The 25,683-nt window shown below is 66.6% G+C and carries 22 protein-coding genes and 1 pseudogene; 15 read left to right on the top strand and 8 right to left on the bottom strand.

The window, feature by feature from the left end; genetic code table 11:
- Window positions 1–9 precede the first annotated feature (9 nt).
- The 7 genes from EV687_RS00105 to EV687_RS00075 form a co-directional block, all read right to left on the bottom strand.
- Window positions 10–996: an ABC transporter ATP-binding protein gene (locus EV687_RS00105; protein WP_122225871.1), complete on the bottom strand. Its 987-nt coding sequence runs from the start codon at window positions 994–996 to the stop codon at window positions 10–12.
- On the bottom strand, window positions 993–1,910 hold the full coding sequence (locus EV687_RS00100) for an ABC transporter permease (RefSeq protein ID WP_122225870.1): 918 nt from the start codon (window positions 1,908–1,910) through the stop codon (window positions 993–995). The genes EV687_RS00105 and EV687_RS00100 overlap by 4 nt, the downstream gene beginning before the upstream one ends.
- Window positions 1,907–2,896, bottom strand: coding sequence for an ABC transporter permease (locus EV687_RS00095; RefSeq protein ID WP_207226355.1), 990 nt, complete (start codon window positions 2,894–2,896; stop codon window positions 1,907–1,909). Before EV687_RS00095 ends, EV687_RS00100 begins: the two co-directional genes overlap by 4 nt.
- Before the next feature lie 22 nt (window positions 2,897–2,918).
- On the bottom strand, window positions 2,919–4,568 hold the full coding sequence (locus EV687_RS00090; RefSeq protein WP_207226354.1) for an ABC transporter substrate-binding protein: 1,650 nt from the start codon (window positions 4,566–4,568) through the stop codon (window positions 2,919–2,921).
- 14 nt (window positions 4,569–4,582) lie between these two features.
- The gene (locus EV687_RS00085) at window positions 4,583–5,302 is read right to left on the bottom strand and encodes a GntR family transcriptional regulator (protein ID WP_242612396.1); all 720 of its coding nucleotides are present in this window, start codon (window positions 5,300–5,302) and stop codon (window positions 4,583–4,585) included.
- A gap of 369 nt (window positions 5,303–5,671) precedes the next feature.
- A complete protein-coding gene (locus EV687_RS00080; RefSeq protein WP_242612489.1) occupies window positions 5,672–6,487 on the bottom strand; it encodes a response regulator transcription factor in 816 nt (271 codons plus the stop codon).
- A gap of 141 nt (window positions 6,488–6,628) precedes the next feature.
- On the bottom strand, window positions 6,629–10,051 hold the full coding sequence (locus EV687_RS00075) for a hybrid sensor histidine kinase/response regulator (RefSeq protein WP_122225867.1): 3,423 nt from the start codon (window positions 10,049–10,051) through the stop codon (window positions 6,629–6,631).
- A 299-nt stretch (window positions 10,052–10,350) separates the two neighbouring features.
- Here EV687_RS00075 and urtA point away from each other — a divergent pair, with 299 nt between their 5' ends.
- From urtA to EV687_RS00040, 7 genes are all read left to right on the top strand, one after another.
- Window positions 10,351–11,622 carry an urea ABC transporter substrate-binding protein gene (urtA, locus tag EV687_RS00070; RefSeq protein WP_122225866.1) on the top strand — a complete coding sequence of 424 codons (1,272 nt, stop codon included), beginning with the start codon at window positions 10,351–10,353 and terminating at the stop codon, window positions 11,620–11,622.
- Window positions 11,623–11,816: 194 nt separating this feature from the next.
- Window positions 11,817–12,731 (top strand): urea ABC transporter permease subunit UrtB, encoded by a 915-nt coding sequence (gene urtB / locus EV687_RS00065; RefSeq protein WP_122225865.1) that lies wholly within the window; start codon window positions 11,817–11,819, stop codon window positions 12,729–12,731.
- Window positions 12,732–12,759: 28 nt separating this feature from the next.
- Window positions 12,760–13,920: an urea ABC transporter permease subunit UrtC gene (gene urtC, locus EV687_RS00060; protein WP_122225864.1), complete on the top strand. Its 1,161-nt coding sequence runs from the start codon at window positions 12,760–12,762 to the stop codon at window positions 13,918–13,920.
- Window positions 13,917–14,663: an urea ABC transporter ATP-binding protein UrtD gene (gene urtD, locus EV687_RS00055; RefSeq protein ID WP_122225863.1), complete on the top strand. Its 747-nt coding sequence runs from the start codon at window positions 13,917–13,919 to the stop codon at window positions 14,661–14,663. Before urtC ends, urtD begins: the two co-directional genes overlap by 4 nt.
- A 168-nt stretch (window positions 14,664–14,831) precedes the next feature.
- A complete protein-coding gene (gene urtE / locus EV687_RS00050; RefSeq protein WP_122225862.1) occupies window positions 14,832–15,542 on the top strand; it encodes an urea ABC transporter ATP-binding subunit UrtE in 711 nt (236 codons plus the stop codon).
- 198 nt (window positions 15,543–15,740) lie between these two features.
- Window positions 15,741–16,973 (top strand): formamidase, encoded by a 1,233-nt coding sequence (gene fmdA, locus EV687_RS00045; protein ID WP_122225861.1) that lies wholly within the window; start codon window positions 15,741–15,743, stop codon window positions 16,971–16,973.
- Between the two features lie 65 nt (window positions 16,974–17,038).
- Entirely contained in the window at window positions 17,039–17,389 is a 351-nt protein-coding gene (locus EV687_RS00040) for an FmdB family zinc ribbon protein (RefSeq protein ID WP_122225860.1), read from the top strand.
- Between the two features lie 64 nt (window positions 17,390–17,453).
- On the opposite strand, the pseudogene EV687_RS19060 reads toward EV687_RS00040, so the two are convergent.
- Window positions 17,454–17,703, bottom strand: a pseudogene (locus EV687_RS19060) (hypothetical protein); the annotation flags it as partial.
- Here EV687_RS19060 and EV687_RS19010 point away from each other — a divergent pair.
- The 8 genes from EV687_RS19010 to EV687_RS00005 all read left to right on the top strand — a co-directional run.
- Window positions 17,672–17,800 (top strand): hypothetical protein, encoded by a 129-nt coding sequence (locus EV687_RS19010; RefSeq protein ID WP_341273246.1) that lies wholly within the window; start codon window positions 17,672–17,674, stop codon window positions 17,798–17,800. The pseudogene EV687_RS19060 and the gene EV687_RS19010 overlap by 32 nt on opposite strands.
- Window positions 17,801–18,357: 557 nt before the next feature.
- Window positions 18,358–19,386 carry an ABC transporter permease gene (locus tag EV687_RS00035; RefSeq protein WP_122225859.1) on the top strand — a complete coding sequence of 343 codons (1,029 nt, stop codon included), beginning with the start codon at window positions 18,358–18,360 and terminating at the stop codon, window positions 19,384–19,386.
- Window positions 19,380–20,225, top strand: a complete 846-nt coding sequence (locus EV687_RS00030; protein WP_207226353.1) for an ABC transporter ATP-binding protein — start codon at window positions 19,380–19,382, stop codon at window positions 20,223–20,225. The genes EV687_RS00035 and EV687_RS00030 overlap by 7 nt, the downstream gene beginning before the upstream one ends.
- 70 nt (window positions 20,226–20,295) lie before the next feature.
- Entirely contained in the window at window positions 20,296–21,330 is a 1,035-nt protein-coding gene (locus tag EV687_RS00025) for an ABC transporter substrate-binding protein (RefSeq protein WP_162846496.1), read from the top strand.
- Window positions 21,331–21,355: 25 nt separating this feature from the next.
- Window positions 21,356–22,387: an ABC transporter permease gene (locus EV687_RS00020; protein WP_122225856.1), complete on the top strand. Its 1,032-nt coding sequence runs from the start codon at window positions 21,356–21,358 to the stop codon at window positions 22,385–22,387.
- A complete protein-coding gene (gene copC, locus EV687_RS00015; RefSeq protein ID WP_122225855.1) occupies window positions 22,381–22,746 on the top strand; it encodes a copper homeostasis periplasmic binding protein CopC in 366 nt (121 codons plus the stop codon). The genes EV687_RS00020 and copC overlap by 7 nt, the downstream gene beginning before the upstream one ends.
- A gap of 67 nt (window positions 22,747–22,813) precedes the next feature.
- Window positions 22,814–24,763: a copper resistance D family protein gene (locus EV687_RS00010; protein ID WP_122225854.1), complete on the top strand. Its 1,950-nt coding sequence runs from the start codon at window positions 22,814–22,816 to the stop codon at window positions 24,761–24,763.
- A 354-nt stretch (window positions 24,764–25,117) separates the two neighbouring features.
- Window positions 25,118–25,683: ABC transporter substrate-binding protein (locus tag EV687_RS00005; protein WP_242612395.1), on the top strand; the 566-nt coding region annotated here is incomplete at its 3' end.

Here is a 25,683-nt window from a genome sequence, read left to right as displayed (position 1 = left end):
GCATCGTCCTCACAGGTTCCAGCACGCCACCATCACATCGCCAAACGCGCGTGGCACCGGGCGCTCGCCGCACTGAGCCGTCGCGCGCGGGCAGCGCGGCGCAAACCGGCAGCCCTGCGGCATGTCTGCCAGCGCCGGCACCACACCGGCGATCGGATGCAGGCGCTCGGCGCCAAACTCCACCGCGCTGGCGCGCAGGCCCTGCGTGTAGGGATGGCGGGGATGATTGAGCACCTCCCCGGCCGGTCCTTCCTCGACAATCTGGCCGGCATACATCACCGCGACCCGGTCGGCCACCTGGGTGGCCAACGCCAGATCGTGCAGCACGAACACGGCCGAGGCACCCAATGCATGCACCCGTTCCAGGATCAGCGCCATGATCTGCGCCTGGATGGTCACGTCCAGCGCGCTGGTGGGTTCATCGGCCAGCAAGAGGCGCGGCTCGCAGGCCAGCGCGATAGCGATCATCACCCGCTGCTGCATGCCGCCCGAGAGTTCGTGCGGGTAGGCCTTGAGACGCGCTTCGGGGTCAGCGATGCCAACGCTGTCCAGCAGCGCCAGCGCGCGCTCGCGGCATTGCGCGCGGTTGTAGCCGCGGTGGCGGCGCAGCGGTTCGCTCAGGTGTTCGAGCACCGTGAAGCAGGGATTGAGCGCCGCCGATGCATCCTGGAAGATCAACCCCATGCGCGTGCCGCGCCACTGGCGCAGCTGCTTTTCGGGGGCATGTGCGACATCGTCGCCACCCACGCGCAGCATGCCTTCCATGCTGACGCCGCGTTCCTGCAACAAACCCATCGCGGCAAAGGCCAGCGTGGACTTGCCAGCGCCGCTCTCGCCGATCAGTGCCAGCGTCTGCCCCTCGCCCAGCGTCAGCGACACGGCGTCCAGCACCGCCACACGGCCGCGCCTTAGCGTGAAGTTCTCGGCCTGCAACGGCAAGGCACCAGGCGCGACGTTCACGGCCGTGTCTCGGGTAGAAATGGCAGTGGTGGTCATGCGTGGCCTCCCCGTGTGCGCGGATCGAGCGCGTCGCGCAAGCCTTCGGCAGCCAGGTTCAGGCCCACCAGCAACACCGCCAGCACCACGCCCGGAATACCCGACATCCACGGCGCCATCATGATGAAGCCGCGCCCTTCCGAGATCATCAGCCCCCAATCGGGCGTCGGCGGAACCACCCCCAATCCGAGGAAAGACAGACCCGAACCCAGCAGGATGGCGATCGAGACTCGCATGCCGGCCTGGATCAGAATCGGCGAGACGATGTTGGGAAGCACGTGCCGCACCACGATGTCACGCTGCGGCACGCCCATCAGGCGCGCCGCCTCGACGAAGGGGCGCTGCTTGACCTGCAGCACATCGGCCCGCACCATGCGCGCGAACGGCCCGACGAAGGACAGCGCCAGCGCGTAGATGACGTTGCCCACACCCAGGCCCAGCACGGCCATGAAAGCCATGGCCATGATGAGCTCGGGGAACGCCAGCAAGCCGTCGACCACTCGCATCAGCGCCCATTCGGTGCGCCCGCCCTTGAGCCCGGCGATCAGGCCGATGGCCACGCCGCCCACCAGGCCGAGCGCCACCGACGCGAAGCCAACCCACAGCGCCGAGCGTGCGCCATACAACACCCGCGAGTAAATGTCCTGCCCGAACGAGTCGGTGCCGAACCAATGCGCGGCCGAGGGGGCCTGCATGGCCGCCATCAGGTCCTGCGCGGCGGGCGGGTGTGTCGCCAGCCAGGGTGCCAGGAGGGCTGCGAGGATGAACAGCAGCACGATGCTGCCCCCGGCCATGGCCTTGTGCTGGCCGCGCAGTGCGCGCCAGAAGCGCCGCCCGCGCGAAGCCGCCACCGGTACTGCCGCCGGGCGTGCCGTGCCGGACGTGCTCATTGAAGATGTCGTGGAATGGGTCATTTCTTGCGCAGCCTCGGGTCCAGCAGAACATAGGTCTGGTCGACGACGAAATTGACCAGCACGAAGAGCAGCGCCGTCATCATGATGCCGGCCTGCACCACGGTGTATTCACGCGTCTGCACGGCCTGCGTGATCATCATGCCCAGGCCCGGCAGCGTGAACACCACCTCGGTCATCACGGCGCCGCGCAGCATGCCGCCGAGCTGCAGGCCGATCACCGTCACCAGCGGCATCAGCACGTTGCGCATGCCGTGCACCCAGATCACGCGCCACTGCGGCTCGCCACGGGCACGGGCGGCCGCCATGTAGGGCTGGCCCAGCACCTCCAGCAGGCTCGAGCGCGTCACCGCGGCGATCAGCCCCACGTACCAGGCGCCCAGCGTCAGCGCCGGCAGCGCCAGATGCCAGAGGCCCGCACGGAAGTCCTGCCAGGGCGAGACATAGCCCATGGTCGGGAACCAGCCCAGCCAGACGCCGAACACCCAGATCAGCACCACCCCCAGGAAGAAACTGGGAAAGGCGTTGCCGCCAATGGCCGTGACGCTGGCGAGCACATCCGCCCAGCTGTTGCGACGCACCGCCGCAACCACGCCCAGCGGAATGCCCACCACCAGCGCAATCAGCAGCGACAGACCCGCCAGCGTCAGCGTCACCGGCAGGGCTTCCTTGACCGCCAGGTCGAAGATGTCCTGGTGGCTCACGTAGGACTGGCCCCAGTCGCCCTGCACGAAATTCAGCAGCCAGTGCCAGTATTGCAGCGCCCAGGGCAGATCCAGCCCGAGGTCGTGGTAGAGCTTGTCGTAGGACTCCTGCGAGAAGTCCGAACCCAGCATCACCGTCACCGGATCGCCCGGCGTGAGCTTGAGGAACACGAAGCTCACGACGGAGACCACGAACAGCACCAGCACGGTCTGTCCAATGGCCGCCAGGGCCCGTCGCAGCCAGGGGTTGCCCGTCCAGGGGGCATTCATCGTGGTGGCTGTCATTGTCGATTCCCGCTCACAGGCCTCAGGCCAGCGACACGCGGTGCAGGTCCAGCAGGTCGGCCGGGATGTACTCGAAGCCCTGCACCTTCTTGGCCAGGATCTTGAACACCTTCATGTGCGCCAGCACCGCCAGCGGCGCGTCGGCCATCAGAATGTCCTCGGCCTCGATGTAGAGTTGCCGACGCCGCGCGGTGTCCATGGTCTCGCCGGCGGCCGCAGCCGCCTGGTCGAAGGCCGGATTGCTGTAACCGACGAAATTCCAGGGCTTGCCGGTCGACCATTCGGGGGTGATGGTCTCGTCCGGGTCGAGGTCGGCGATCCAGGCTTCGTCATACAGGTCGAAGTCGCCCGCGTTGCGGCGCTGCGCCCACACGGCCCGATCGACCAGCTCGATCTTGGGCTTGATGCCGATTTGCTCGAGCATCGGCGCAATCAGCTGCGCATTGCGGGTGCCCATGCCGCCCGAGCCGGTGAAACCATCGGTGACGATGTAGACCGGGTTGATCTCGCCCTGCACCTTGGACTGGGCACGCAAGGCCTTGGCTTTCTCCAGATCGAAGAACTGGCCCCTGCCGCTCTTGGCGATGTTGGGGTCGTAGAAATCCGTCATCGGCGGCGAGATGGCGGTGAAGGCCGGAATGGCCTCGCCGAAGTAGCTCTGCTCGACGATCACGTCGCGGTTGATGGCAAAAGCCACGGCCTGGCGCAGCAGCTTGTCGTCGAACGGCGCACGCCTGTTGTTCATGCCGAGGAAGGAGTAATTGCCCTCGACCTGGCCGTAGATGCTGAGGTTGGGGTTCTTGCGCAGTTGCGGGATGAACTGGAAGGGGCACACTGACAGCCCATCGACCTGGCCGGCCATCACGGCAGCCACGCCCGCGCTGGGTTCCTTGATGAGGCGGATCACCACCCGGTCCAGATATGGCAGGCCATTCTCGAAATACGCAGCGTTGCGCGCCAGCTCGATCGAATCGTTCTCGCGCCAGCTCACGAACTTGAAGGGCCCGGTGCCCACCGGCTTGCGGCCAAAGCCCTTGCCCGACTCCTGCACCGCGCGCGGACAGACGATGGTGCCGGCCCGGCCGGTGCTGCCCGTCAATGCGACTGGCAGGAAGGCGAACGGCTTCTTGAAACGCAGGCGGATGGTGAGCGGATCGACGATGTCGATGCCATCGAGCTGCGCGAACTTCCAGGCATGGGGCGACTTCACTTCCGGATCGGCCACGCGCAGCAGACTCCACTTGACCGCCTCGGCATCGCAGGCATCGCCGTTGTGGAAGGTCACGTCCTTGCGCAGCTTGAAGACGTGCTCGGTCTCGCTGACCATGTCCCAAGACTCGGCCAGGTCCGGCGCGAAGCTGACCTTCTGGCCGTCGTAGGCGACCTTGAGCAGGCCGTTGAAGACGTTGTTGATCACCTTGATCGAGCCGCCCGACATCGTGAAGTGCGGATCGAGCGTGTCGATCGCATCCAGCCATGCCAGCGTCAGCGTGCCGCCACGCTTGGCCTGCGCATGCGCTTTGCCCACGCCGAACGCCGAGGCGGCCAGCAGTCCGGTGCCGGCGGCGGCCAGTTTGAACAGGTCCCGGCGGCGGAAATCGGTGGCCATCTTCTCGGCCAGCAGGGCCTTGTGGTCGGTGGCGGAATTGCCTTTGGAATCGGTCATGGACATGGGGTCACTCCTCATCAGAAGTTGGAAGAAAAAGGCTTGGTCACGACATGGCGGCTGGTAACGGCAGGCGGCAGCAGCGCCAGCAAGTCGGGAACGGTGTCGAGCACGTGCGCGCGCATGGCCTGCTCGCACAACAGCGGGTCGCCATCGCGCAGCGCGTCGAGCAGATGCTGGTGATCGCCGCGAGCGCTCGGGCGCGACTCGACCTGGTTGATCCACAGCCGCATGTGCGGCTCCACCAGCGAATGCAGGCTGGCGATCTGGCGCACCAGGCGCGGGCGACCACTGAGACGGCACAGCGTCTCGTGGAAATGGCGGTGCGCAGTGGTCCAGTCGGCCAGGTTCTCATCGCGGTCGTCGATGCGGTCGAGCAGCTCATCGAGCGTCTGCAGCACTGCACGCGTGACGTTGGGCAAGGCCAGCCGCACGGCCAGGCCTTCCAGCACCGCGCGCATCTCGAAGATCTCCTGCATGTCGGCAACGTCCAGCCCGGTTACCACTGCGCCGCGGTTGGGACGGATCGTCACCAGCCCCTCCGCCGCCAGGCGCCGGAAAGCCTCGCGCACCGGCATGCGGCTGGTGCCGATCTCGGCGGCAATGGTCTCGGGCACCAGGCGCTGTCCCGCCTGGTAGCGCCCCAGGCGAATCGCGGCGTGGATGTGGCGGTAGGCATCCTCCTCGGCCGTGGAGGCGAAGTGGTAGATGTCCTGACCGGGCAGCATAGGATTCGACATGAAACGTGAAACTGGATGACTGGATAATTGGATACAGTTATCCACCTCAAGCAGAATCCATGCCAGCCCAAACCGGGCACCGGCATCAGCAGGAGAGGAAAAGGAAGACGGGAAAGTCGGCACCACAACGCACTGTCGGCGGTATGGCGCGCCGAATGGGGGCGTTCACGCCAGCCGGGCATGCCATCCAATGGTGCGAATGCGCCGGGATGGTGCGGTCAGGCCGTATGAAGATGGGGTCTGCCAGATGGCCGATGGGAACCATCCGCCGGTATCCATTGCCATTGCAGGACATGCCGAGGCGGCCGCGTCCTCGTTCCGCCTGACTGCGCTGCGGTGCACCGCGCCGCAAGAGTCGGAAACAGGCGCTCAGGCCAGTTCCCGGCTGGCCAGGGCCGCCGCCGCCGCGCGTGTCTCGACGCCCAGCTTCTCGAAGACATGCTCCAGATGCTTGTTGACCGTGCGCGGGCTCAGTTGCAGGATCTCGGCGATGTCGCGGTTGGTCTTGCCCTTGGCGACCCAGGAGAGCACTTCGGTCTCGCGCGCCGTCAGGGCCGCATCGCGCAGCCGTGAGCCGGTCTCCGCGTTCTGCGCCTCCAGGCGCAGCAGCAGCATCAGCTCGCCGGCGCTGGGCGCGCCGATGCTGCGGATGTGCATGACATGGCGCTCGTCCCAGGGCAGCTGCAGGCTGGCACCGGCCTGTCGCGCCGCCTGCCAGGCCGGCGGCAACTGGCTGACGCCACCGGCCTGCTGGAGCCACTGCGTCGCCTGCGGGGATAGCCAGACCACGCTGCCGTCCAGGTCGACGAACAGCACGCCCATGCCGGCGACATCCACCGCGGCATGGGCAAACTGGGCCATGCGCGCGTTGCGGGTGTGGGTTTGCAGCCGCGCCAGCACTTCGGCGATGCGGATGGGCTTGACGACGTAGTCGACCCCGCCGCTCTCGAAGCCCTGCACGACGTCGGTGGTTTCGCCCAGGCCGGTCATGAACAGCACCGGAATGTGCGCGCTGCGCGGATCGGCCTTGATGCGCCGGCAGGTCTCGAAGCCCGAGAGGCCAGGCATGACACCATCGAGCAGGATGGCATCGGGCGCCGCATGCGCCAGCCGTTGCAGCGCGGCCTCGCCGCTGGTGGCGATCAGCACGGTGTAGCCGCCGGCCTCCAGCGCGTCGCACAGCATGCGCAGGCTGGCGGGGTCATCATCGACCACCAGCACCACCGGGGACGGGCGGCGGCTTGCTGCCCCACCCAGCAGAATGTCCGGGCCGGTACCCGCCCCGACGGACTTGTCTCCACCTGGCATCATGGCTGTTCCTCTGCTTCAATGCTTTTCATGGCTGGTCATCACGGGAATGGCGGGTGGCGCAGGTCCACCCGACTTGCCCAGGATCTCGATCAGCACCTCCAGATCGAAGGCATCGAGCCGCTCCCGGATCCAGTCGCACAGGGGAGTCATGGCCGCATCGGCACGCTCGATCCGTTCGGCGGCGCGATGCAGCCCGCGGACATGCCCCATCTGTGCCAGCTGCAGCAATTCCAGGCGCTCTGGTTCCTGCAGGAGCGAGAAATCGACCTGGACAGTCTCCACCACCGGCGCGGGCACGCTCTGGAAAATCCATTCGCAGTCCAGCTGCGCATGCAGGGTCTTGAGCAGTTCCGACTCCATCACCGGCTTGCCGACGAAAGCCTGGCAATCGTGCGCCCGCAGGCGCTCGGGCTGGTTCTCGAACAGGTTGGCCGAAACGATGATGATGGGCAGTGCCTGAAAACCGGCCTGCCGGATGGCATCGGCGGTGCGCCAGCCATCCATGTCGTCCATGCTCAAGTCCAGCAGTATGGCATCCGGCACCAACGCCTGCAGCAGCTCCAGGCATTCGGTGCCGCTGGCGGCCTCGCGCACCTCGAAGCCCAGCGGCAGCAGCATGCCGGCCAGCATCTGGCGCTGCACCGGCTGGTCGTCCACGACCAGCAGCGTGCGCCGTCTGCCGGTGTAGCCGGTGATGGCGCGCGGCACCGCGGTCCTGATGCCGGGATCGGCCACTTCCGGGAGGTAGAGCCGCAAGCGGAAGGTACTGCCGGAACCACTGCTGGCCACCAGCTGCAGCTCGCCGCCCATCAGGGAGGTCAGCAAGGCCGTGATGGTCAGGCCCAGGCCGGTGCCGGGCGCACCATTGCGGCGCCCGGCGGCGCCTCGCTCGAACGGCAGGAAGATGCGTTGGCGGTCCTGCAGCGCCACCCCGGGACCTGTATCGATGATATCGAACTGCATGACTTCGCGCTGACTGTCCACGTGCAGCGTGACGCTGCCGCTGTCGGTGAACTTGACGGCGTTGGAAAGCAGGTTGATGAGCACCTGGCGCAGCCGCTTGGCATCGGCATTGACCCAGCGCGCCAGCCGCCCGGCATGCGTGTAGTGGAAGGCCAGGCCCTTGGCCTGGGCCTGCGGTGCGATCATCTGCACCACGTCGTCCATGAAGGCGGCGAAGGCCAGCGGCTGGCGGTCGAGCTGCAGGCGGCCGGCCTCGATGCGGGCCAGGTCCAGCAAGCCGTCGATCAGGCCAAGCATGTGCTCGCCACTGTGGTGGATGGTGCGGATTGCCTCGCGCGGCGGCAGCGGGGCCTCGCCATCGCCGCGCAGCAGGATCTGCGTGTAGCCCAGGATGCTGTTGAGCGGGGTGCGCAACTCGTGCGTCATGCCTGCCACGTAGCGGGTCTTGGCCTGGTTGGCGGCCTCGGCCGCCTCCTTGGCCGATTGCAGCGCCGCGTCGGTGCGGCGGTGCGCCTCGACTTCCTGGCTGAGCAGGACGTTGTGGCGATTGGACTCGTCCTGCGCCATCTTGCGGCTCTCGCTGGCCAGCACCACCCACCAGGCCACCACCGCGGCGATGACCGAGAAGATCGCGAAAACCTTCAGGAACAGCGTGCGCAACTCATCCTGGCGGAACATCACGCCCTTGCCGCTGAGCACTTCCTGCGCGTAGATGATGCCCAGGATGATGGCCACCAATACCACCATGCCGCAGGCCACCCCGAGGTAGTGGGCGACACGGAAGTTGAAGCGCGCCGCAAGACGCGCCGGCAGCCAGTGCTGCACCCAGGCGCGCACCTGCTCGGGGGCGCGCGAGCCGGTCTTGCAACGGTCGTGGCACCGCGATTCGAGCGTGCAGCACAAGGAGCAGATCGGCGCGCCATAGGCGGGGCACCAGGCCATGTCCTCGGACTCGAAGACGTTGTCGCAGATCGAGCAGGTGACGTGCTCGCCGGCCCGCCAGCGGGGTGCGTCCCGGCGCGCCAGGTAGTAGCGCCCGCGCGTCGCCCAGGCCAGCAGCGGCGCCAGCAGCAGCGCCGTGCCCAGGGCGATGAAGGACGAGAAGGCGCTGGCCCATGCGCCCAGCACGCCGGTATAGGCGGTCATGGAGAGCACGGCCGCCGCCAGCATGGAGACGATGCCGACCGGGTTGATGTCGTAGAGGTAGGCGCGCTTGAACTCGATGCCCCGCGGGCTCAGGCCCAGGGGCTTGTTGATGACCAGATCGGCCACCAACGCGCCAACCCAGGCGATGGCGATGTTGGCGTAGATGCCCAGCACATGCTCGAGCGCCTTGAAGACGCCCAGCCACATCAGCAGCACCGCGATCATGACGTTGAAGACCAGCCACACCACGCGCCCCGGATGGCTGTGCGTCAGACGCGCGAACACGTTCGACCAGGCCAGCGAGCCGGCATAGGCGTTGGTGAGGTTGATCTTCATCTGCGAGACGATGACGAACAGCACCGTCACGGCCACCACCACGGCCGGATCGCCGAAGACATAGGCAAAGCCGGCCAGGTACATGCGGGTGGGCTCCATGGCTTGCTCGGGCGGGATTTCGTGCTGCAGCGCCACGAAGGCGAGAAAGGCGCCGCCAAGCATCTTGATCACACCCGGCACGATCCAGCCCGGCCCGGCCACCACCACCGCCGTCCACCAGCGCCAGCGGCTCTGCGGCGTCTTCTCCGGCAGGAAGCGCAGGTAGTCCACCTGCTCGCCGATCTGCACGATCAGCGCCAGGATCACCGTGCTGCCGGCCCCGAACATCAGCAGGTCGAAACCGCTGCTGCCGGAAATGCGCCCGACCAGGCCGGTAAATTCGGCATACAGGTGCGGACTTTGCGCCCAGATGCCGATGAAGGGCAGCAGGAACAGCACGATCCAGATCGGCTGCGTCCACAGCTGCAGCCGCGAGATCAGGGTGATGCCGCGCATCACCAGCGGGATGATCGCCAGCGACGACAGCAGGTACAGCCAATGCAGCGGCCAGTTGAGGTAGAGCCGCAGGGCCAGCGCCAGGATGGCCGCCTCCAGCGCAAAGAAGATGAAGGTGAAGGTCGTGTAGATCAGCGAGGTGAAGGTCGAGCCCAGGTAGCCAAAGCCCGCGCCGCGCGTGAGCAGGTCCATGTCGACGCCATAGCGCGCAGCGTAATAGGAGATCGGCAGCCCCGTCAGGAAGATGATCAGCCCCACCGCGAGGATGGTCCACACCGCGTTGGTGAAGCCATAGCTCAGCGCCACCGCCGCGCCGATCGCCTCCAGCGCCAGGAACGACGTGGCGCCAAAGGCCGTGTTGCCCACGCGGAACTCGGACCATTGCCGGAAGCTGCGCGGCGTGTAGCGCAGCGCGAAATCCTCCAGGGTTTCGTTGGCCACCCAGGTGTTGTAGTCCCGCCGGATGCGCAGGATTTTCTGTGGGCTTGCGGCGGACATGTGGGTGATGGGTGAGTGACAAGAGGCAGGAAGCAGGTGCCGGCACCGCGTGAACGGCCGGTCGGCAGGATACGCAAAAACCGTACCCGCGCCACGACATCCTGCTGTGGCGGACCGGTCCAGCGGATTCTCGGCGGCATGGCCGCCGCTCCCGATACGTCAAATGACGTATTGGCGAAGAGAAGCCCGCCCCGCACCATCTCGGCCATGGTGATTTCCCTGATGGAGCACCTGCCGGCCCACGGATTGCCGAGCCGGACTGATGGCCCCCCCTTCCTCAACCTTGCATGGAGTCAACGATGTCCAACAAACCCCAACTTCCGCCCGAACTGCTGGCCCTGCGTCGCCGTCGTCTGCTCCAGGGCGCCGCGGCACTGCCATTGATGGGACTGGGCCTTGGCAGGCTTGGCTATGGCCAGACACCGCCGACCGCCCAGGTCAACACTACCGGCCTGGCCATTACCGATACCGAAGTCACCGTCGGCCAGCTGCACTCGGCCACCGGCACCATGGCGATCTCCGAGACCGGCTCGATCCAGGCCGAACAGCTCGCCATCGACCAGATCAACGAGATGGGCGGGATCCTCGGCCGCAAGATCAAGGTCATCAAGGAAGACGGTGCCTCCGACTGGCCGACCTTCGCCGAGAAGGCCCGCAAGCTGCTGGTGGGCGACAAGGTCGCCACCGTGTTCGGCTGCTGGACCAGCGCCTCGCGCAAGGCCGTGCTGCCGATTTTCGAGAAGGAAAACGGCCTGCTCTACTACCCCACCTTCTACGAAGGCCTGGAACAGTCGAAGAACGTCATCTATACAGGCCAGGAAGCCACCCAGCAGATCATCTGGAGCCTCGACTGGGGCGCCAAGGAGAAGGCCGCCAAGACCTTCTTCCTGGTCGGCTCCGACTACATCTGGCCGCGCACCTCGATGAAGATCGCGCGCAAACACATTGAAAGCGTGGGCAAGCTCGGCAAGGTGGTCGGCGAGGAATACTACCCGCTGAGCCACACCAACTTCAACTCGCTGATCAACAAGATCAAGATCGCCAAGCCCGACTGCATTTTCTGCGCCGTGGTGGGCGGCTCCAACGTGGCCTTCTACAAGCAGCTCAAGGCCGCCGGCATCACCGGTGACAAGCAGTTCCTGCTGACGCTGTCGGTCACCGAGGACGAGATGACCGGCGTGGGCGGCGAGAACTTCGCCGGCTTCTACTCGTCGATGAAGTACTTCCAGTCCCTCGAGAACGAGAACAACCAGAAGTTCGTCGCGGCCTTCAAGGCCAAGTACGGCCCCAACGCCGTCATCGGCGACGTCACGCAGGCCGCCTACCTCGGCCCGTGGCTGTGGAAGGCCGCCGTCGAGAAGGCCGGCAGCTTCGACATCGACAAGGTGGTGGCGGCCTCGCCGGGCATCGAGCTGACCACCGCGCCGGAAGGCTACGTCAAGATCGACGAAAACCACCACCTGTGGAGCAAGGCACGCATCGGCCAGGGCCAGCCCGATGGCACCTTCAAGGTGGTGGCCGAATCGGCCGAGCTGATCAAGCCCGATCCGTTCCCGGCCGGCTACCAGTAAAGCCCCGGCGGGCGGCGGCCCGCCAGCGGTCGCCCGGCAATGCCGGCGACCGCTGCGTGCCGCATCCGCATCCGCATGCGCCTGCCCCCGCCTTCCCTCACCCCATCCGATCATCCCCTTCAACGACAACGCAGCCAGCGCCCTACCCGCGCGGTTTCCGGCGCCGCCCGGCGGGCCATGAAAAGGAGCAGGCCATGACCTGGACAGACATTTGGAACATCACCCTGATGCAGGGCTTCGCCGGCCTCTCGCTGTTTGCCGTGCTGCTGCTGATGGGGCTCGGGCTGGCCATCATCTTCGGCCAGATGGGCGTCATCAACATGGCGCACGGCGAGTTCATGACGATCGGCTCCTACGTCATCTTCATGGCCTCGGTGCTCACGCAGAACCACATGCCCAATCTGATGTCAGCCTACTTCCCGGTCGCCATCGGGCTGGCCTTCATCGTGGCCTTCATCGCCGGCTGGCTGCTCGAATGGGCGCTGATCCGCCACCTCTACAAGCGCCCGCTCGATACCCTGCTGGCCACCTGGGGCGTGAGTCTGGCGCTGCAGCAATGCTTTCGCACCTTCATCGGCCCCAAGGAAGTCAGCCCGACGCTGCCCGACTGGCTGATGGGTTCCTGGGCACCCGCCGAGGGCCTGGACATCCCCATCAACGGCATGTTCGTGCTGGCCCTGACCATCCTGGTCACGGGCCTGGTGATGCTCGCGCTCTACAAGAGCCGCTGGGGCCTGCGGGTGCGCGCCACCGTCAGCAACCGGATGATGGCCAATGCCATCGGCATCGACACCAAGAAAACCGACCGCCTCACCTTCGCCATCGGCTGCGGCATCGCCGGCGTCGCCGGCGCGGCCTTCACCACCATCGGCTCGACCGGGCCGACCTCGGGCTCGCTCTACATCGTCGATTCGTTCCTGGTCGTCACCTTCGGCGGCGCCGCCAGCCTGCTGGGCACCGTCGCCTCGGCCTTCGGCATCGCCCAGACCCAGTCGATTGCCGAGTTCTTCCTCAGCGGTTCGATGGCCAAGGTGCTGACGCTGTCGCTGATCGTGGTGATCCTGATGATCCGCCCGCAAGGCCTGTTCGCCAGCAAGGTGCGCCGCTGAAGGCCCCGCTAAGCAAGGAGCGATTTCCATGAACGCAATCAAACAATGGATCGGGCGCTACCAGCTCGTCAGCCTGCTGATCCTCAGCGCACTGCTGTTGCTGGTACTGCCGATGACGCTGGACATCTTCCGCCTCAACCTGATCGGCAAGTACCTGTGCTACGCCTTCGTCGCGGTGGGGCTGGTGATGCTGTGGGGCTACGGCGGCATTCTCAGTCTCGGCCAGGGCGTGTTCTTCGGCCTCGGCGGCTATGCCATGGCGATGTTCCTCAAGCTCGAGGCTTCCGACCCGGAAGCCACCAAGATCCAGTCCACGCCGGGCATTCCCGACTTCATGGACTGGAACCAGATCACCGAGCTGCCGTGGATCTGGCTGCCCTTCAAGAGTCTGCCGCTGGCGCTGATCGCGGTGATCCTGGTGCCCATGGCGCTGGCCTGGCTGGTGAGCTATGCGATGTTCAAGCGGCGCGTCAGCGGCGTCTACTTCGCCATCATCACGCAGGCGGTGGCGCTGATCCTGACGGTGCTCATCATCGGCCAGCAGGGCTATACCGGCGGCGTCAACGGCATCACCGACCTCAAGACCCTGCTGGGCTGGGACATCCGCACCGACGAGGCCAAGCACATCCTCTACTTCGTCTGCTGCGCGCTGCTGATCGGCGCCATCGTGCTGTGCCGCTGGATCCAGACCAGCAAGCTGGGCACGCTGCTGCTGGCCATGCGCGACAAGGAGGACCGGGTGCGCTTCTCCGGCTATGACGTGGCGAGCTTCCAGATCTTCGCCTTTTGCCTGGCCGCGGCGCTCTCGGGCATCGGCGGCGCGCTCTTCACGCTGCAGGTGGGTTTCATGTCTCCCTCGTTCGTGGGCATCGTGCCTTCGATCGAGATGGTCATCTACGCCGCCGTGGGCGGACGCATGAGCCTGGTGGGCGCGGTCTACGGCACGCTGCTCATCAACGCCGGCAAGACCGCCTTTTCCGAGAGCTTCCCCGACGCCTGGCTGTTCCTGATGGCCGCGCTCTTCATCGGCGTGACCATGGCCTTCCCGATGGGTCTGGCCGGGGTGTGGGAGGAACACATCAAGCCACGCCTCTTCAGGCGCCGGGCCGCCACCGCGGTGGCGAAGGCCGAAGCCGACTCCGCGCCTGCCACCACCGCACGGGATGCCAAAGAAGGGAGTGCCGCATGAGCACCAACACCGACTTCGCCCTGGCCGTGGAAGATCTCACGGTCTCCTTCGACGGCTTCAAGGCCATCGACAACCTGACTCTCTACATCGACAGGAACGAGTTGCGCGTGATCATCGGCCCCAATGGCGCGGGCAAGACCACGCTGCTGGACCTGATCTGCGGCAAGACCCGCGCCAGCTCCGGTTCCATCAAGTTCAAGAACCAGGAGATCACCCGCATCCCCGAATTCAAGCGCGTGCGCCTGGGCCTGGGCCGCAAGTTCCAGACACCGTCGATCTACGAGAACCTGTCGGTCTTCAAGAACCTGGAGGTCTCCTACCCGGAAGGCCGCTCGGTGTTCGGCGCGCTGGCCTTCCAGTGCACCGACGCCGTCAAGGCCCGCGTGCAGGAGGTGGCAAGCGACATTGGCCTGGCCGACCGGCTGGAGGTGGAGGCCGGCCTGCTCTCGCACGGCCAGAAACAATGGCTGGAGATCGGCATGCTGCTGATGCAGGACCCGGAACTGCTGATGCTCGACGAGCCGATTGCCGGCATGAGCGCCAGCGAGCGGGACCTCACCGCCGACTTGCTGAACCGCATCTGCCGGAACCGCGCCGTCATCGTCATCGAGCACGACATGGAGTTCGTCAAGCGCATCGCCCACAAGGTGACGGTGATGCACCAGGGCAGGATTCTGGCCGAAGGCTCCATGGAGAAGGTGCAATCCGACCCGAAGGTCATCGATGTCTACCTGGGGCACTGACATGGAGCATCCCCTCGAACGTCTTCGCCGCGCCCAACTTCTCCCGCCGCGCTGCGCTGCGCGGGAAGGGGGGCTCCCGCAGCGGCCTGCCAAAGCCAGTTCCGCGGGCCCTGCCTGTTTCAACGCGCCCCCTTCAAGCCGCACATGCCGCGGCACCGGAGAGCCCCAATGAACAACGCCACCAACGCCAATCTTTCCGTGCAGGACGTGCACACCGCCTACGGCCAGAGCGAAGCGCTGCACGGCATCTCCTTCGATGCCCTGCCGAACGAGACCGTGGCCATCATGGGCCGCAACGGCATGGGCAAGACCACGCTGTTCAAGAGCCTGATGGGCATTCTGCCGCTCAAGAGCGGCCAGGTGCGGGTGGCCGGGCATGACGTCAGCCGCGACGAGCCCTTCCGGCGCGTGGCCAAGGGCATCGCCTACGTGCCGCAGGGCCGCATGATCTTCCCCACCCTCACCGTCGAGGAGAACATCCAGACCGGGCTGGAGAATGCCAGGAGCAAGAGCGTGCCCGACGAGATCTACGCGCTGTTCCCGGTGCTCTTCGAGATGCGCCGGCGCAAGGGCGGCAACCTCTCCGGCGGCCAGCAGCAGCAGCTGGCGATTGCCCGCGCGCTGGTGACCGACCCGAAGGTGCTGCTGCTCGACGAGCCGACCGAGGGCATCCAGCCCTCCATCATCAAGGACATCGCCAAGGCGCTCAACGAGATCCGCGAGATGCGCAAGCTCACCATCGTCGTCTCCGAGCAGGTGCTGTCGTTCGCGATGGACGTGGCCGACCGCTTGTTCGTCATCGAGGGCGGCCGCTTCGTGCACGAGACCGCCCGGGCCGACACCGACCAGGCGCACATCAAGTCCTATCTCTCGGTCTGACATGGCGCATCCCCCGTGCGGCTGCGCCGCCTCCCCCCTTCTCTCGCCGCGCTGCGCGGGAAAGGGTACACCCCCAGCGGCCTGGCAAAGCCCGTTCCGCGGGGGGGCCTGGCCCGGGCCGCGCCTGCTCCGCGGTCGCGCCTGAGCAACCGAACCTCACCCTGCCGATTCTTCACCCCAGCCCACAAGGAGCTCACCATGGCCGAAACCCTCATCAAGGTCGATCTGAACCAGCCCGCCACGCAGAACGAACAGGTGCACAACCGCTGGCACCCGGACATCCCGATGGCCACCTGGGTCAACCCCGGCGACGACTTCATCCTCGAAACCTATGATTGGACGGCCGGAGCCATCGGCAACAACGAGAGCGCCGACGACATCCGCGACCTGGATCTGTCCATCGTGCACTACCTCTCCGGCCCCGTCGGCGTCAAGGGTGCCGAGCCGGGCGACCTGCTGGTGGTCGACCTGCTCGACCTCGGCGCCAAGGAAGAGGCGCCGTGGGGCTTCAACGGCTTTTTCTCCAAAACCAACGGTGGCGGCTTCCTGACCGATGAATTCCCGTCGGCACAAAAAGCCATCTGGGATTTTCATGGCATCTACACCAGCTCGCGCCACATTCCCGGCGTGCGCTTTGCCGGCCAGATCCACCCCGGCCTGATCGGCTGCCTGCCCTCGAAAGAACTGCTGGACACCTGGAACAGCCGCGAGCAGGCGCTGATCGACACCAACCCCACGCGCGTGCCGCCGCTGGCCAACCCGCCCAAGGCCGACACCGCGCACATGGGCAAGCTCCAGGGCGAGGCGCGCGACAAGGCCGCGGCCGAAGGCGCGCGCACCGTGCCGCCGCGCGAGCATGGCGGCAACTGCGACATCAAGGACCTCTCGCGCGGCTCGCGCATCTACTTCCCGGTCTACGTCGATGGCGCTGGCCTTTCGGTGGGCGACCTGCACTTCGCGCAGGGCGACGGCGAGATCACCTTCTGCGGGGCCATCGAAATGGCCGCCGGCTGGGTGCACATGAAAGTGCAGCTCATCAAGGGCGGCGTGGAGAAGTACGGCATCAAGAACCCGGTCTTCAAGCCCAGCCCGCTGGTGCCCAACTACAACGACTACCTGATCTTCGAGGGCATCTCGGTCGACCAGAGCGGCACCCAGCACTACCTGGACGCCAACATCGCCTACAAGAACGCTTGCCTCAACGCCATCGAGTACCTGAAGAAGTTCGGCTACTCCGGCGCGCAGGGCTATGCCATCCTCGGCTCGGCGCCCGTGCAAGGCCACCTCAGCGGCGTGGTCGACATCCCGAACTCCTGCGCCACGCTGTGGCTGCCGACGCAGATCTTCGACTTCGACATCAACCTCAGCCCGAACGGCCCGGTCAAGTACCTCGACGGCAGCATCGACATGCCGATCTCGCCGGATCTCTGAACCTTGTGGGGCACGCCGCCGCAGCTGCGGCTCGCCCCGCACCCCAGCCCAACCGAGGACCGGCCATGCCCACCTACGAGTACCACTGCAACGGCTGCGGCGGCTTCGACGCCATGCGCAGCTACGAACTGCGCGACGCGCCTGCTACCTGCCCCGCATGTGGCGACAGCGACTGCGGACGCATCTTTGCCTCCGCACCGCGCCTGGGCGTGATGGCCCGCAATGCCCGCCGGGCCACCGAAATCAACGAACGCGCGCGCCACGAACCCATCCGCTCCAAGGACTACCAGCGCTACAAGCACCCGGCCGGCTGCGGCTGCTGCAGCGGGCAGTCCGGCAAATCCAGGGCCACCGTCACCACGCCGGAAGGCGCCAAGTTCGCGCCCGCCAAGCGGCCGTGGATGATCAGCCACTGAGCCTGCCTGGGCGAGCGCTGCCTGGAATGAATGGATGGGACATCGGCATGCACCCGCCATTCAATCACACCGCCGCGCGCAGTGCCTGGCCCGGCCGGGCCAGACCCACGCGGTGGCGTACGGCACTGCCCTCATGCTCGGTGCGAAACAGGCCCCTCCAAACAGGCCCCGCCGCCGCAGGATGGGCACAGTCTCATCGACGAACGCCTGCAGGCCCTCGGACAGCACGCCGGGCATCCGCTTGAAGCCATCGGCCGCGCTGGGGCCTTGAACCAATGCTCGATGTCATCGGCCACCTGCTCTGGCGTGCCGATCTTTGGCGTCAAGGAGGAAACGGTGCGCCTGTCCATCGACATCGAACACATCGATGACCTGCTGACCGACCTGACGCAGGCGCCGACCACAGCCTGATCGGCGCGCCATCCGCCAAGGTCCGGAGCCTGCGCCGCGCCGCAGGCTCCATTGCGCCCTTTCCCTGCCGTCCGCCAAGACCGAGGGAAACCGCCGGACCCTGTCGACTCCATCGATTTCATCGATTTCATCGCCCCCCTCGATTCAGAGGTTTCTCTCGCAACCAATACCAGGCGCCACAACCATGGCGCCCTGCATCAACTCATTTCAAACTTTTATATGGACGCATGTTCCATTTCACCCCCCAAAAGCCGGTGCCTGCGTCCAGCCAATCCGAAACTCCCTTTTCCCAGGCCATCCCGGACATGCATGCAACCAACTGATATGACTCACCATTCAATATATATTCAATTTTCCTAAAAACTTTTCATCATATTCAAATATCACATCACCAATGAATCCCCGGCCATTCCACTGAAACCTCATTTGCATATTTCAAAGTATTCGCTTACAGAATCAGGATTCTGCAGCATCATCCGGCTTCGTTTCTGTGCGCGGCTTCACGCAACAGGCCCTGTTTCAACCCCAGTTCTGCCACCAAAGTCCCTGTCACTCCCATGGCCTCGACACTTGCCTCCCATCCAGCCGGCCCGGGCGGCTTGCTGCCCGCAAGCGCGCATGCCGCGCCCATCGGGCGCTGGCGACAGATTGCCCTGCCCAGCCTGGCTGCCGGTGCGGCATGGGCGCTGGCATCCATCAGCGCCGCCGCCTTCGAGGACGTGGGCGACTGGAGCGAGACCGGTACATGGGTGATCGGCACCGGTGTGCTGGCCGCGCTGCTGGTGCTCGGCGCCCTGCTCTCGCCGTGGCTGCCGCGCCTCGGGCAGTTTCTGGCGCGACGCGCCCCGTGGCTGATCGTCTCGGGTCTGTTTCTCACCGTCTGGCAACTGACGGCGGCCAAGCTGGGCTGGCTGCCGCAGCCCTTCTTCCCGCCGCCGCAGGCGCTGCTGGAGGTGCTGGTGTGGGAATGGGATGAACTGCTCAAACACCTCTGGGCCTCGCTGCAGCTGGTGACGGTCGGCTTCGCGCTGGGCGCGCTGGCCGGCTTCGTGCTGGGGGTGGCGATCGGCTGGTCCACCCACATCGGCTATTGGGTGCATCCGGTGCTGCGCTTCATCGGCCCGCTGCCGGCCACGGCCCTGCTGCCCATCGTCTTCCTGGCGTTTCCGACGAGCTGGAGCGCCAGCATCTTCCTGATCGCGCTGGCGGCGGGTTTTCCGGTGGCGATCCTGACCTGGTCGGGCGTGGCCAACGTTGACCAGGCGCTCTACGACGTCGCCCGCACGCAGGGGCTGGGCAACTGGGGCCTGATCACCAAGGTGGCCATTCCAGCGGCACTGCCCAATGTCTTCGTCGGGCTTTTCATGGCCCTGGGCGCGGCCTTCTCGGCATTGATGGTGGCCGAGCTGATCGGCGTCAAGGCAGGCATGGCGTTCTACATCCAATGGTCGCAGGGCTGGGCGGCCTACGCCAATGTCTGGACCACGATTCTGGTGCTGGCGCTGGTGTGCTCGGGCTCCATCACGCTGTTGTTCAAGATCCGGGACCACTGGCTGTCCTGGCAGAAAGGATTGGTCAAATGGTAGGACTGGCACGCAAGCCCGAGCTGGCGCCGGACATCGGGGCAGGGGCATACGGCGGGGAAGACGCCCGGCCTCAGGCAACGGGCGCCGGGGCATCGCTGGCCATCGAGCAGGTCAGTCACGCCTTCGACCTCGACGGCGCGGTGCTGCCGGTGCTCGACCAGGTCAGCCTGGATGTCCAGCCGGGCGAGTTCGTCGCGCTGCTGGGGCCATCGGGTTGCGGCAAGTCCACGCTGCTGCGGCTGATCGCGGGCCTGGAGCCACCCAGCGCAGGTGCACTCGGCGAGAACGGCCGCCCCATCACCGGGCCGGATCCGTCGCGCGTGGTGGTGTTCCAGGACCCGACGCTGTTTCCCTGGCGCACCGTCTGGCGCAATGTGGCGCTGGGCCCGGAGGCACAGGGCACCCTGCGGCAACAGCGCGAGCGGGTTGACCAGGCCATCGACCTGGTGGGCCTGACCCAGTTCGGCAAGGCCTATCCGCACCAGCTCTCGGGCGGCATGGCGCAACGCGTCTCGCTGGCGCGCGCACTGGTCAATGACCCGTCCATCCTGCTGCTCGACGAGCCGCTGGGCAAGCTCGATTCGCTCACGCGCCTGCGCATGCAGGCGGAGATCGTCTCGCTCTGGCGCGCCAAGGGCTTCACCGCGATCCTGGTCACGCACGACGTGGAGGAAGCCTTGTTCATGGCCACCCGCGTGGTGGTATTCAGTCCGCGCCCGGCCGCCGTGAAGGCCGATTTCCAGGTGGATCTGCCCTACCCGCGCCACCGCGGCGATCCGCGCCTGGCCGAACTGCGGCGCGAGAGCCTGGCGCTGCTGGGGCTGGATGCCAGCTGGTAGGCCCCACCCTTCCCCTCCATGTCCGCCCCCTATCCAACCCGTCACTCGCTGCAAGACTGAAAGGCATGCCATGACCCATTCCCTCCATCACCGCACCATCGATCCCTCCCGCCGCAGGCTGCTGCGCGGCGCCGCCGCGCTGGCCGTGGGCGCGCCGCTCATCGGCGTGGGCCTGCCCAGCCTCTCTCGCGCGCAGCAGCCCACCGGCGAGGTCATCAAGGTCGGCTGGAACGGCTCGGGCATCTGCCTGATCTCGCAGCCGGTGGCGCAGGCCAAGGGCTTCTTCGAGAAGCACGGCGCCAACGTCGAGTTCGTCAACTTCGGCTCGGGCTTTGCCCAGGGCGTGGAGGCGGTGGCGGCCGGCAAGGTGGACACTTACGTCAACTTCATCCTGCAATACCTCAAGCCGCTGGAACAAGGCGTGGCCGTCAAGTTCACCGGCACGGTGCATGGCGGCTGCATCCGCGTGCTGGCCAAGAACGGTGCGCAGGAGGTGGACTACGCCACGCTCAAGGGCAAGTCGATCGGCGTGCCCAGCATCGACAACCCGGCCAAGCAATTCCTCAGCGTGGAGCTGCAGAAGGTCGGCATCAACCCGCAGAACGAGGTGGAGTGGAAGGTCTTCCCCAACGACCTGCTGGGCGAGGCGCTCTCCAAGGGTGAGGTGCAGGCGGTCTCGGGCGTCGATCCGGCCATCTACGTGACCTTCCGCCAGCACAAGGACGAATTCGCCGAAATCGGCGGCCTGCACTTCGGCGAGCACCAGCAGCTGGCCTGCTGCGCCATCGGCGTTCGCGAGGAGTTCGTGCAGAACCGCCGGGGCGATGCCGCCGCCTTCACCCGCGCGCTGCTCGAATCGGCCCAGTGGGTCAGCGAGAACCCGGACGAGGCTGCCGAGATCTTCACGCAGTACTCGCCGATCGAGCGCCCCATCCTCGCCGAGATCATCCGCTCGCACACACACGACGTGCACTACCCGGCCGGCGACCGCCTGGTCCAGCACCTCTCGGCCTATGGCAAGGACCTGCAGGAAGTGGGCATCCTGCGCCGACGCACCGACGTCGATGCGCTGGCGCGCAAGGTCTCGGTGGACGTGCTGAGCTGATGCAGACCCGAGCCGGGAGCGCTTCATGACCCAGACTGCCCTGAGCCACACGCCGGAGAGCGTCGGCATCACAACCGCCAGCGCCAACCACGTGGCAGCGCCCGTCCGGCAGTTGCTGCGCCTGGGCGTGGCCGGGCTGGCCTGGCTGCTGGCCGGGCTCGTCACCTACGCCTGGCCGGACCTGCCCGGGCAGCCCGGCAGCAGCCTCACCGCCGACCTCGCCGCCGTGCAGGTGCTGATCGGTGCGCTGCTGCTGGCGGCCATACCGCTGCGCGGCCGCCTGGGTGCCGCGGGCCGCTGGTTCGAGCGCAATGGCCCCCGCCTGGCGGGCCTGGCGGTGCTGCTGACCATCTGGCAGGTGGCTTCGAGCAAGACCGGCTACTGGAAGCAACCCTACGTGCCCGGTCCCCAGGCCATCGTCGAGGTGTACTTCAAGGAATATGCGCGGCTGCTCGACGGAATCCGTTCCTCGCTGATCCTGCTGGCGACCGGGGTGGGCCTGGGCGCCGCGGCCGGATTCCTGACGGGCCTGGCGACCGGCTGGTCGCGCAAGGTCGGCTACTGGACGCGCCCGGTGCTGCGCTACATCGGCCCGGTGCCAGCGACGGCGCTGATCCCGGTGGCGCTGTTCGCCTTTCCCAGCAGCTTCACCGCCGGGGTGTTCCTGGTGGCGCTGGCCACCTGGTTCTCGGTGGCGGTGCTGACCTGGTCCGGCGTCGAGAGCGTGCCCTCCGAGTACTACGACGTGGCGCGCACCCAGGGGTCCTCGCAGTGGTTCCTGTTGCTGCGCGTGGCCGTGCCGGCCGCCCTGCCGCATGTGTTCGTGGGCCTCTTCATGGGCCTGGGCAGCGCGCTCTCGGTGCTGGTCGTCGCCGAGATGGTCGGCGTCAAGTCCGGTCTGGGCTACTTCCTCGACTGGTCGCAAAGCTGGGGTGCCTACGGCCACCTCATCGCCGGTCTTTTCCTGATGGCACTGCTTTTTTCACTGCTGACCACCGCGCTCTTCAAGCTGCGCAACAAGCTGGTGGTTGGCCGCAAAGGGGATATTCAATGGTAGGAACGCATCGCGCGGCCATCGCACTGGCCGCACTGCTCGGCTCGGCATCGCTGTGGGCCCACGCCCACCTGGAATCGGCGCAGCCGCCGGTCGATGGCAGCATCGCCCAGGCGCCCGAGCGCGTACAGATCCATTTCACCGAACGGCTCGAACCCGCGCTGGCCGCGCTGAGCGTGAAGAATGCCGCCGGCGAGGCGGTGGACGACGGCCAGCCGCAGGTCTCCAGCGACGACACCCGCATCCTCAGCATCGGCCTGCGGCAGCCCCTGCCGGCCGGCGCCTACACGGTGGAGTGGGCCATCACCTCGGTGGACACCCACCGCACCAAGGGCCAGTACCGCTTCACCGTCACGCCCTGAACCCTGCCGCGAGCCGCCGTGGCCGGCCTTGCCGCCAAGGCACGCCACAGCCGGCGCACACCGTTTCATGCCCTGGAGCTTTTCCGACCTGGCGCCGCCGCTCCTGCTGCTCGGGCGCGGCCTCGACCTGATCGCCTCGCTGCAGATCTTCGGTGCCCTGCTGTTTGCGCTGTGGATCGCCAGGCCCTGGCAACTCCCCGATACCACCGGTACCACCGATAGCGCCAGCGCCTCGGCCGGCTTCGTCCATACCGCATTCGGCCAGTGGACGCGGCGCCTCCTGCTGGTCGCGCTGTGTCTCCAACTGCTGGCGGTGCTGGTCTGGCTGCCCGCCCAGGCCATGACCATGACCGAGCAGGCCGGCCTGCCGGCGCTCTGGTTGGTGGCATCAGAGACGCAGTTCGGCCAGGCCCTGCTGGGTCGCACGGGCCTGTCGCTCGCCGCCGTATGGCTGGCAGTGAGTAGCTGGCCTCAAGGTTCGGACAGCCAGCAAAGCACGCTGAGCCAGCAGCGCCTGCTGCCGGCTGCACTGCTGGCCGCCACTGCCGTCGCGCTGCAGGCCCGGCTGGGGCATGCCGCCGCGCTGGAAGACCGCGCGCTGGCCTGGCTGGTGGCGCTGCACGTGCTGGCCGCCGGGGCCTGGCTGGGTGGCCTGCTGCCGCTGCGGCAGTGGCTGCGCCTGGCCAGCCCTTCCGCCGCGCGTCTGGCCGTCACGCGCTTTTCCTGGCTGGGACTGCTCGCCGTTGCCACGCTGGCGCTGACCGCCTGGTGGCAATCCGAACGCCTGATCGGCAACCCGCTCACCCAGCTCGGCGGCTGGCTCGGGACCCGCTACGGGCAGCTGGCACTGCTCAAGATCCTGGGCTTCGCCCTGCTGCTGGCCTTTGCCGCCTTCCACCGGCTGGTGCTGACGCCGCGCCTGCCGCACACCGGCGCCAGCGCACTGCGCCGCAGCATCGGCTGGGAAACGGTGGCCGGCCTGCCGGTGCTGCTGCTGGCCGTGCTGCTGGCCTCGCAGCCCCCCGCGCTGCACCTGCAGCCGCAATGGCCACTGCCCTGGCAGCCCGATCCGCGCGCCTGGGAGAAGCCCTGGATCCGCACCGAGGTGTGGCGCGGCCTCGTGCTGGCGGGGGTGCTCCTGCTCGGCCTGGCCAGCCTGCTGTGGCGACGCACGCGCGTGGCGGGCCCGCTGCTGGCCGCCCTGCTGCTGCTCTGGCTGCCGGCGCCCAATCTGCGGCACTTCGTGCTGCCCGCGCATCCGGGCAGTTTCTACCGTTCGGAGACGGGCTACACCGCCGCCGCCATCGTCCGCGGCGAGGAACTGCTGCAACGCCACTGCACCGAAGCCTGCGCCCGCAGCGAGGACAACCCGGCCGACCTCAGCGTCTACAACATCTGGCAACGCAGCGACGGCGACCTGTTCGACTGGCTCACGCGGGTGTTCGACCGCATTGGCCACAGCCCCTTTGCGCACGGCACCATCGCCACGCTGGATGCGCGCCAGCGCTGGCAGCTGATCGACTACTTCCGCGCACGGGTCTCGGGCCACATCGTGCAAGGCACGCAGCGCTGGCCTTATGCCGTGCCTCCCCCTGCGCTGGCCATCGACTGCCCGCACCGCCCGGAACGCAGCCTGACGCAGCTGCGCGGCCACTTCGTCTATCTGCTGGCGGACCCGGGGTCCGCTGCTGCGCCGGCCAGCGGCTGGTTGCCTGCGGCCGTCGACGACATGGCAGTCGTGACGGTGCGGGTCGGACGGCTGCCAAGCATTGGCGAAAACCCGGCGGTGGACTGCACGGCCCACGGACCGGATGCCTGGCAGGCGCTGGCCATCGCCGGCGGGCGCCCCCTTGGGCAATTGGCCGGCACGGGTTTCCTGATCGACCCCGATGGCTGGCTGCGCCTGCAGATCGTGCCGGAAGACGCGCCGCCCTCGGCGACGGACTGGCGGCGCGAGCTGGAAGTCATCGCCAGCACGCCCCAGCCCGGCCGCGCCGCGGCCGGCCACCGGCACTGAGAACCTGTTCGCGATCTTTTCGCGGGCCACCCGATCCAGCTGCAACCGGCATCCATTTTTCTTATGAATAAATCACCATCTGGAATATCGAATCAACCACGCATCACAAAATACTTTCCATATGAATGGGTTACCGCAGTACATGCCTGCTGCGAATAACAATACAAGCAAATATTCTTAATCGACTGCCATTTTCATTGATAGATTTTGATCCCTGTCAATCGGGATACCGGAATGGGTTTGATCCATCCATGACAGGCCGATCACCGACTGCACGAAATATCCATTCGCGTGCAGTCTTTTTTTGCCCAACAATCCACGAGGTAATCATCAATGGCGTTTCCAGCAAAATGGATGGCATATGGCCTGGCCGCATTCGGACTGCTGGCCGGCGTGCCGGCCACGGCCACGACACAAGACGACAAGGACACCCTGGTCTACCTGCATTCGATCGAGCCCAAAACCTTCTACCAATGGTGGACGCAGGCCGAATACCCGCGCCGCCAGCTCCTCGACAGCCTGGTGTTCCTGGATGAAAAGCAGCAGCTGCAGCCTTGGCTCGCCACCGCCTGGAAGCAGGATGGCACGGTCTGGACCTTCACGCTGCGCGATGACGTGGTGTTCACCGACGGCTCCCGGCTCGATGCCGCCACCGTGGCCAAGAACTTCGATTTCTGGCTGAAGATTTCCACCTCCGTGCCGGATTCCTTCTTCAAGGAGGCCAAGGTCATCGACGCGCGCACGGTCGAGTTCCACACCACGGTGCCACAGCCCTGGCTGGCCGATCTGCTCTCCAGCCCGGCCTTCGGCATCAATTCGGCGGCTTCGCTGGACCGCGACCTCAAGGAAATCGGCGAGAAGCCCATCGGCAGCGGCCCCTTCGTGCTCAAGGAGTGGAAGCACGGCGAGGAAATCGTCTT

Source organism: Corticibacter populi (assembly GCF_004217315.1).
Classification (GTDB): domain Bacteria; phylum Pseudomonadota; class Gammaproteobacteria; order Burkholderiales; family Burkholderiaceae_C; genus Lampropedia; species Lampropedia populi.
Note: the sequence above shows the minus strand (reverse complement) of the source record. Positions and strands in the feature narration are given on the sequence as shown.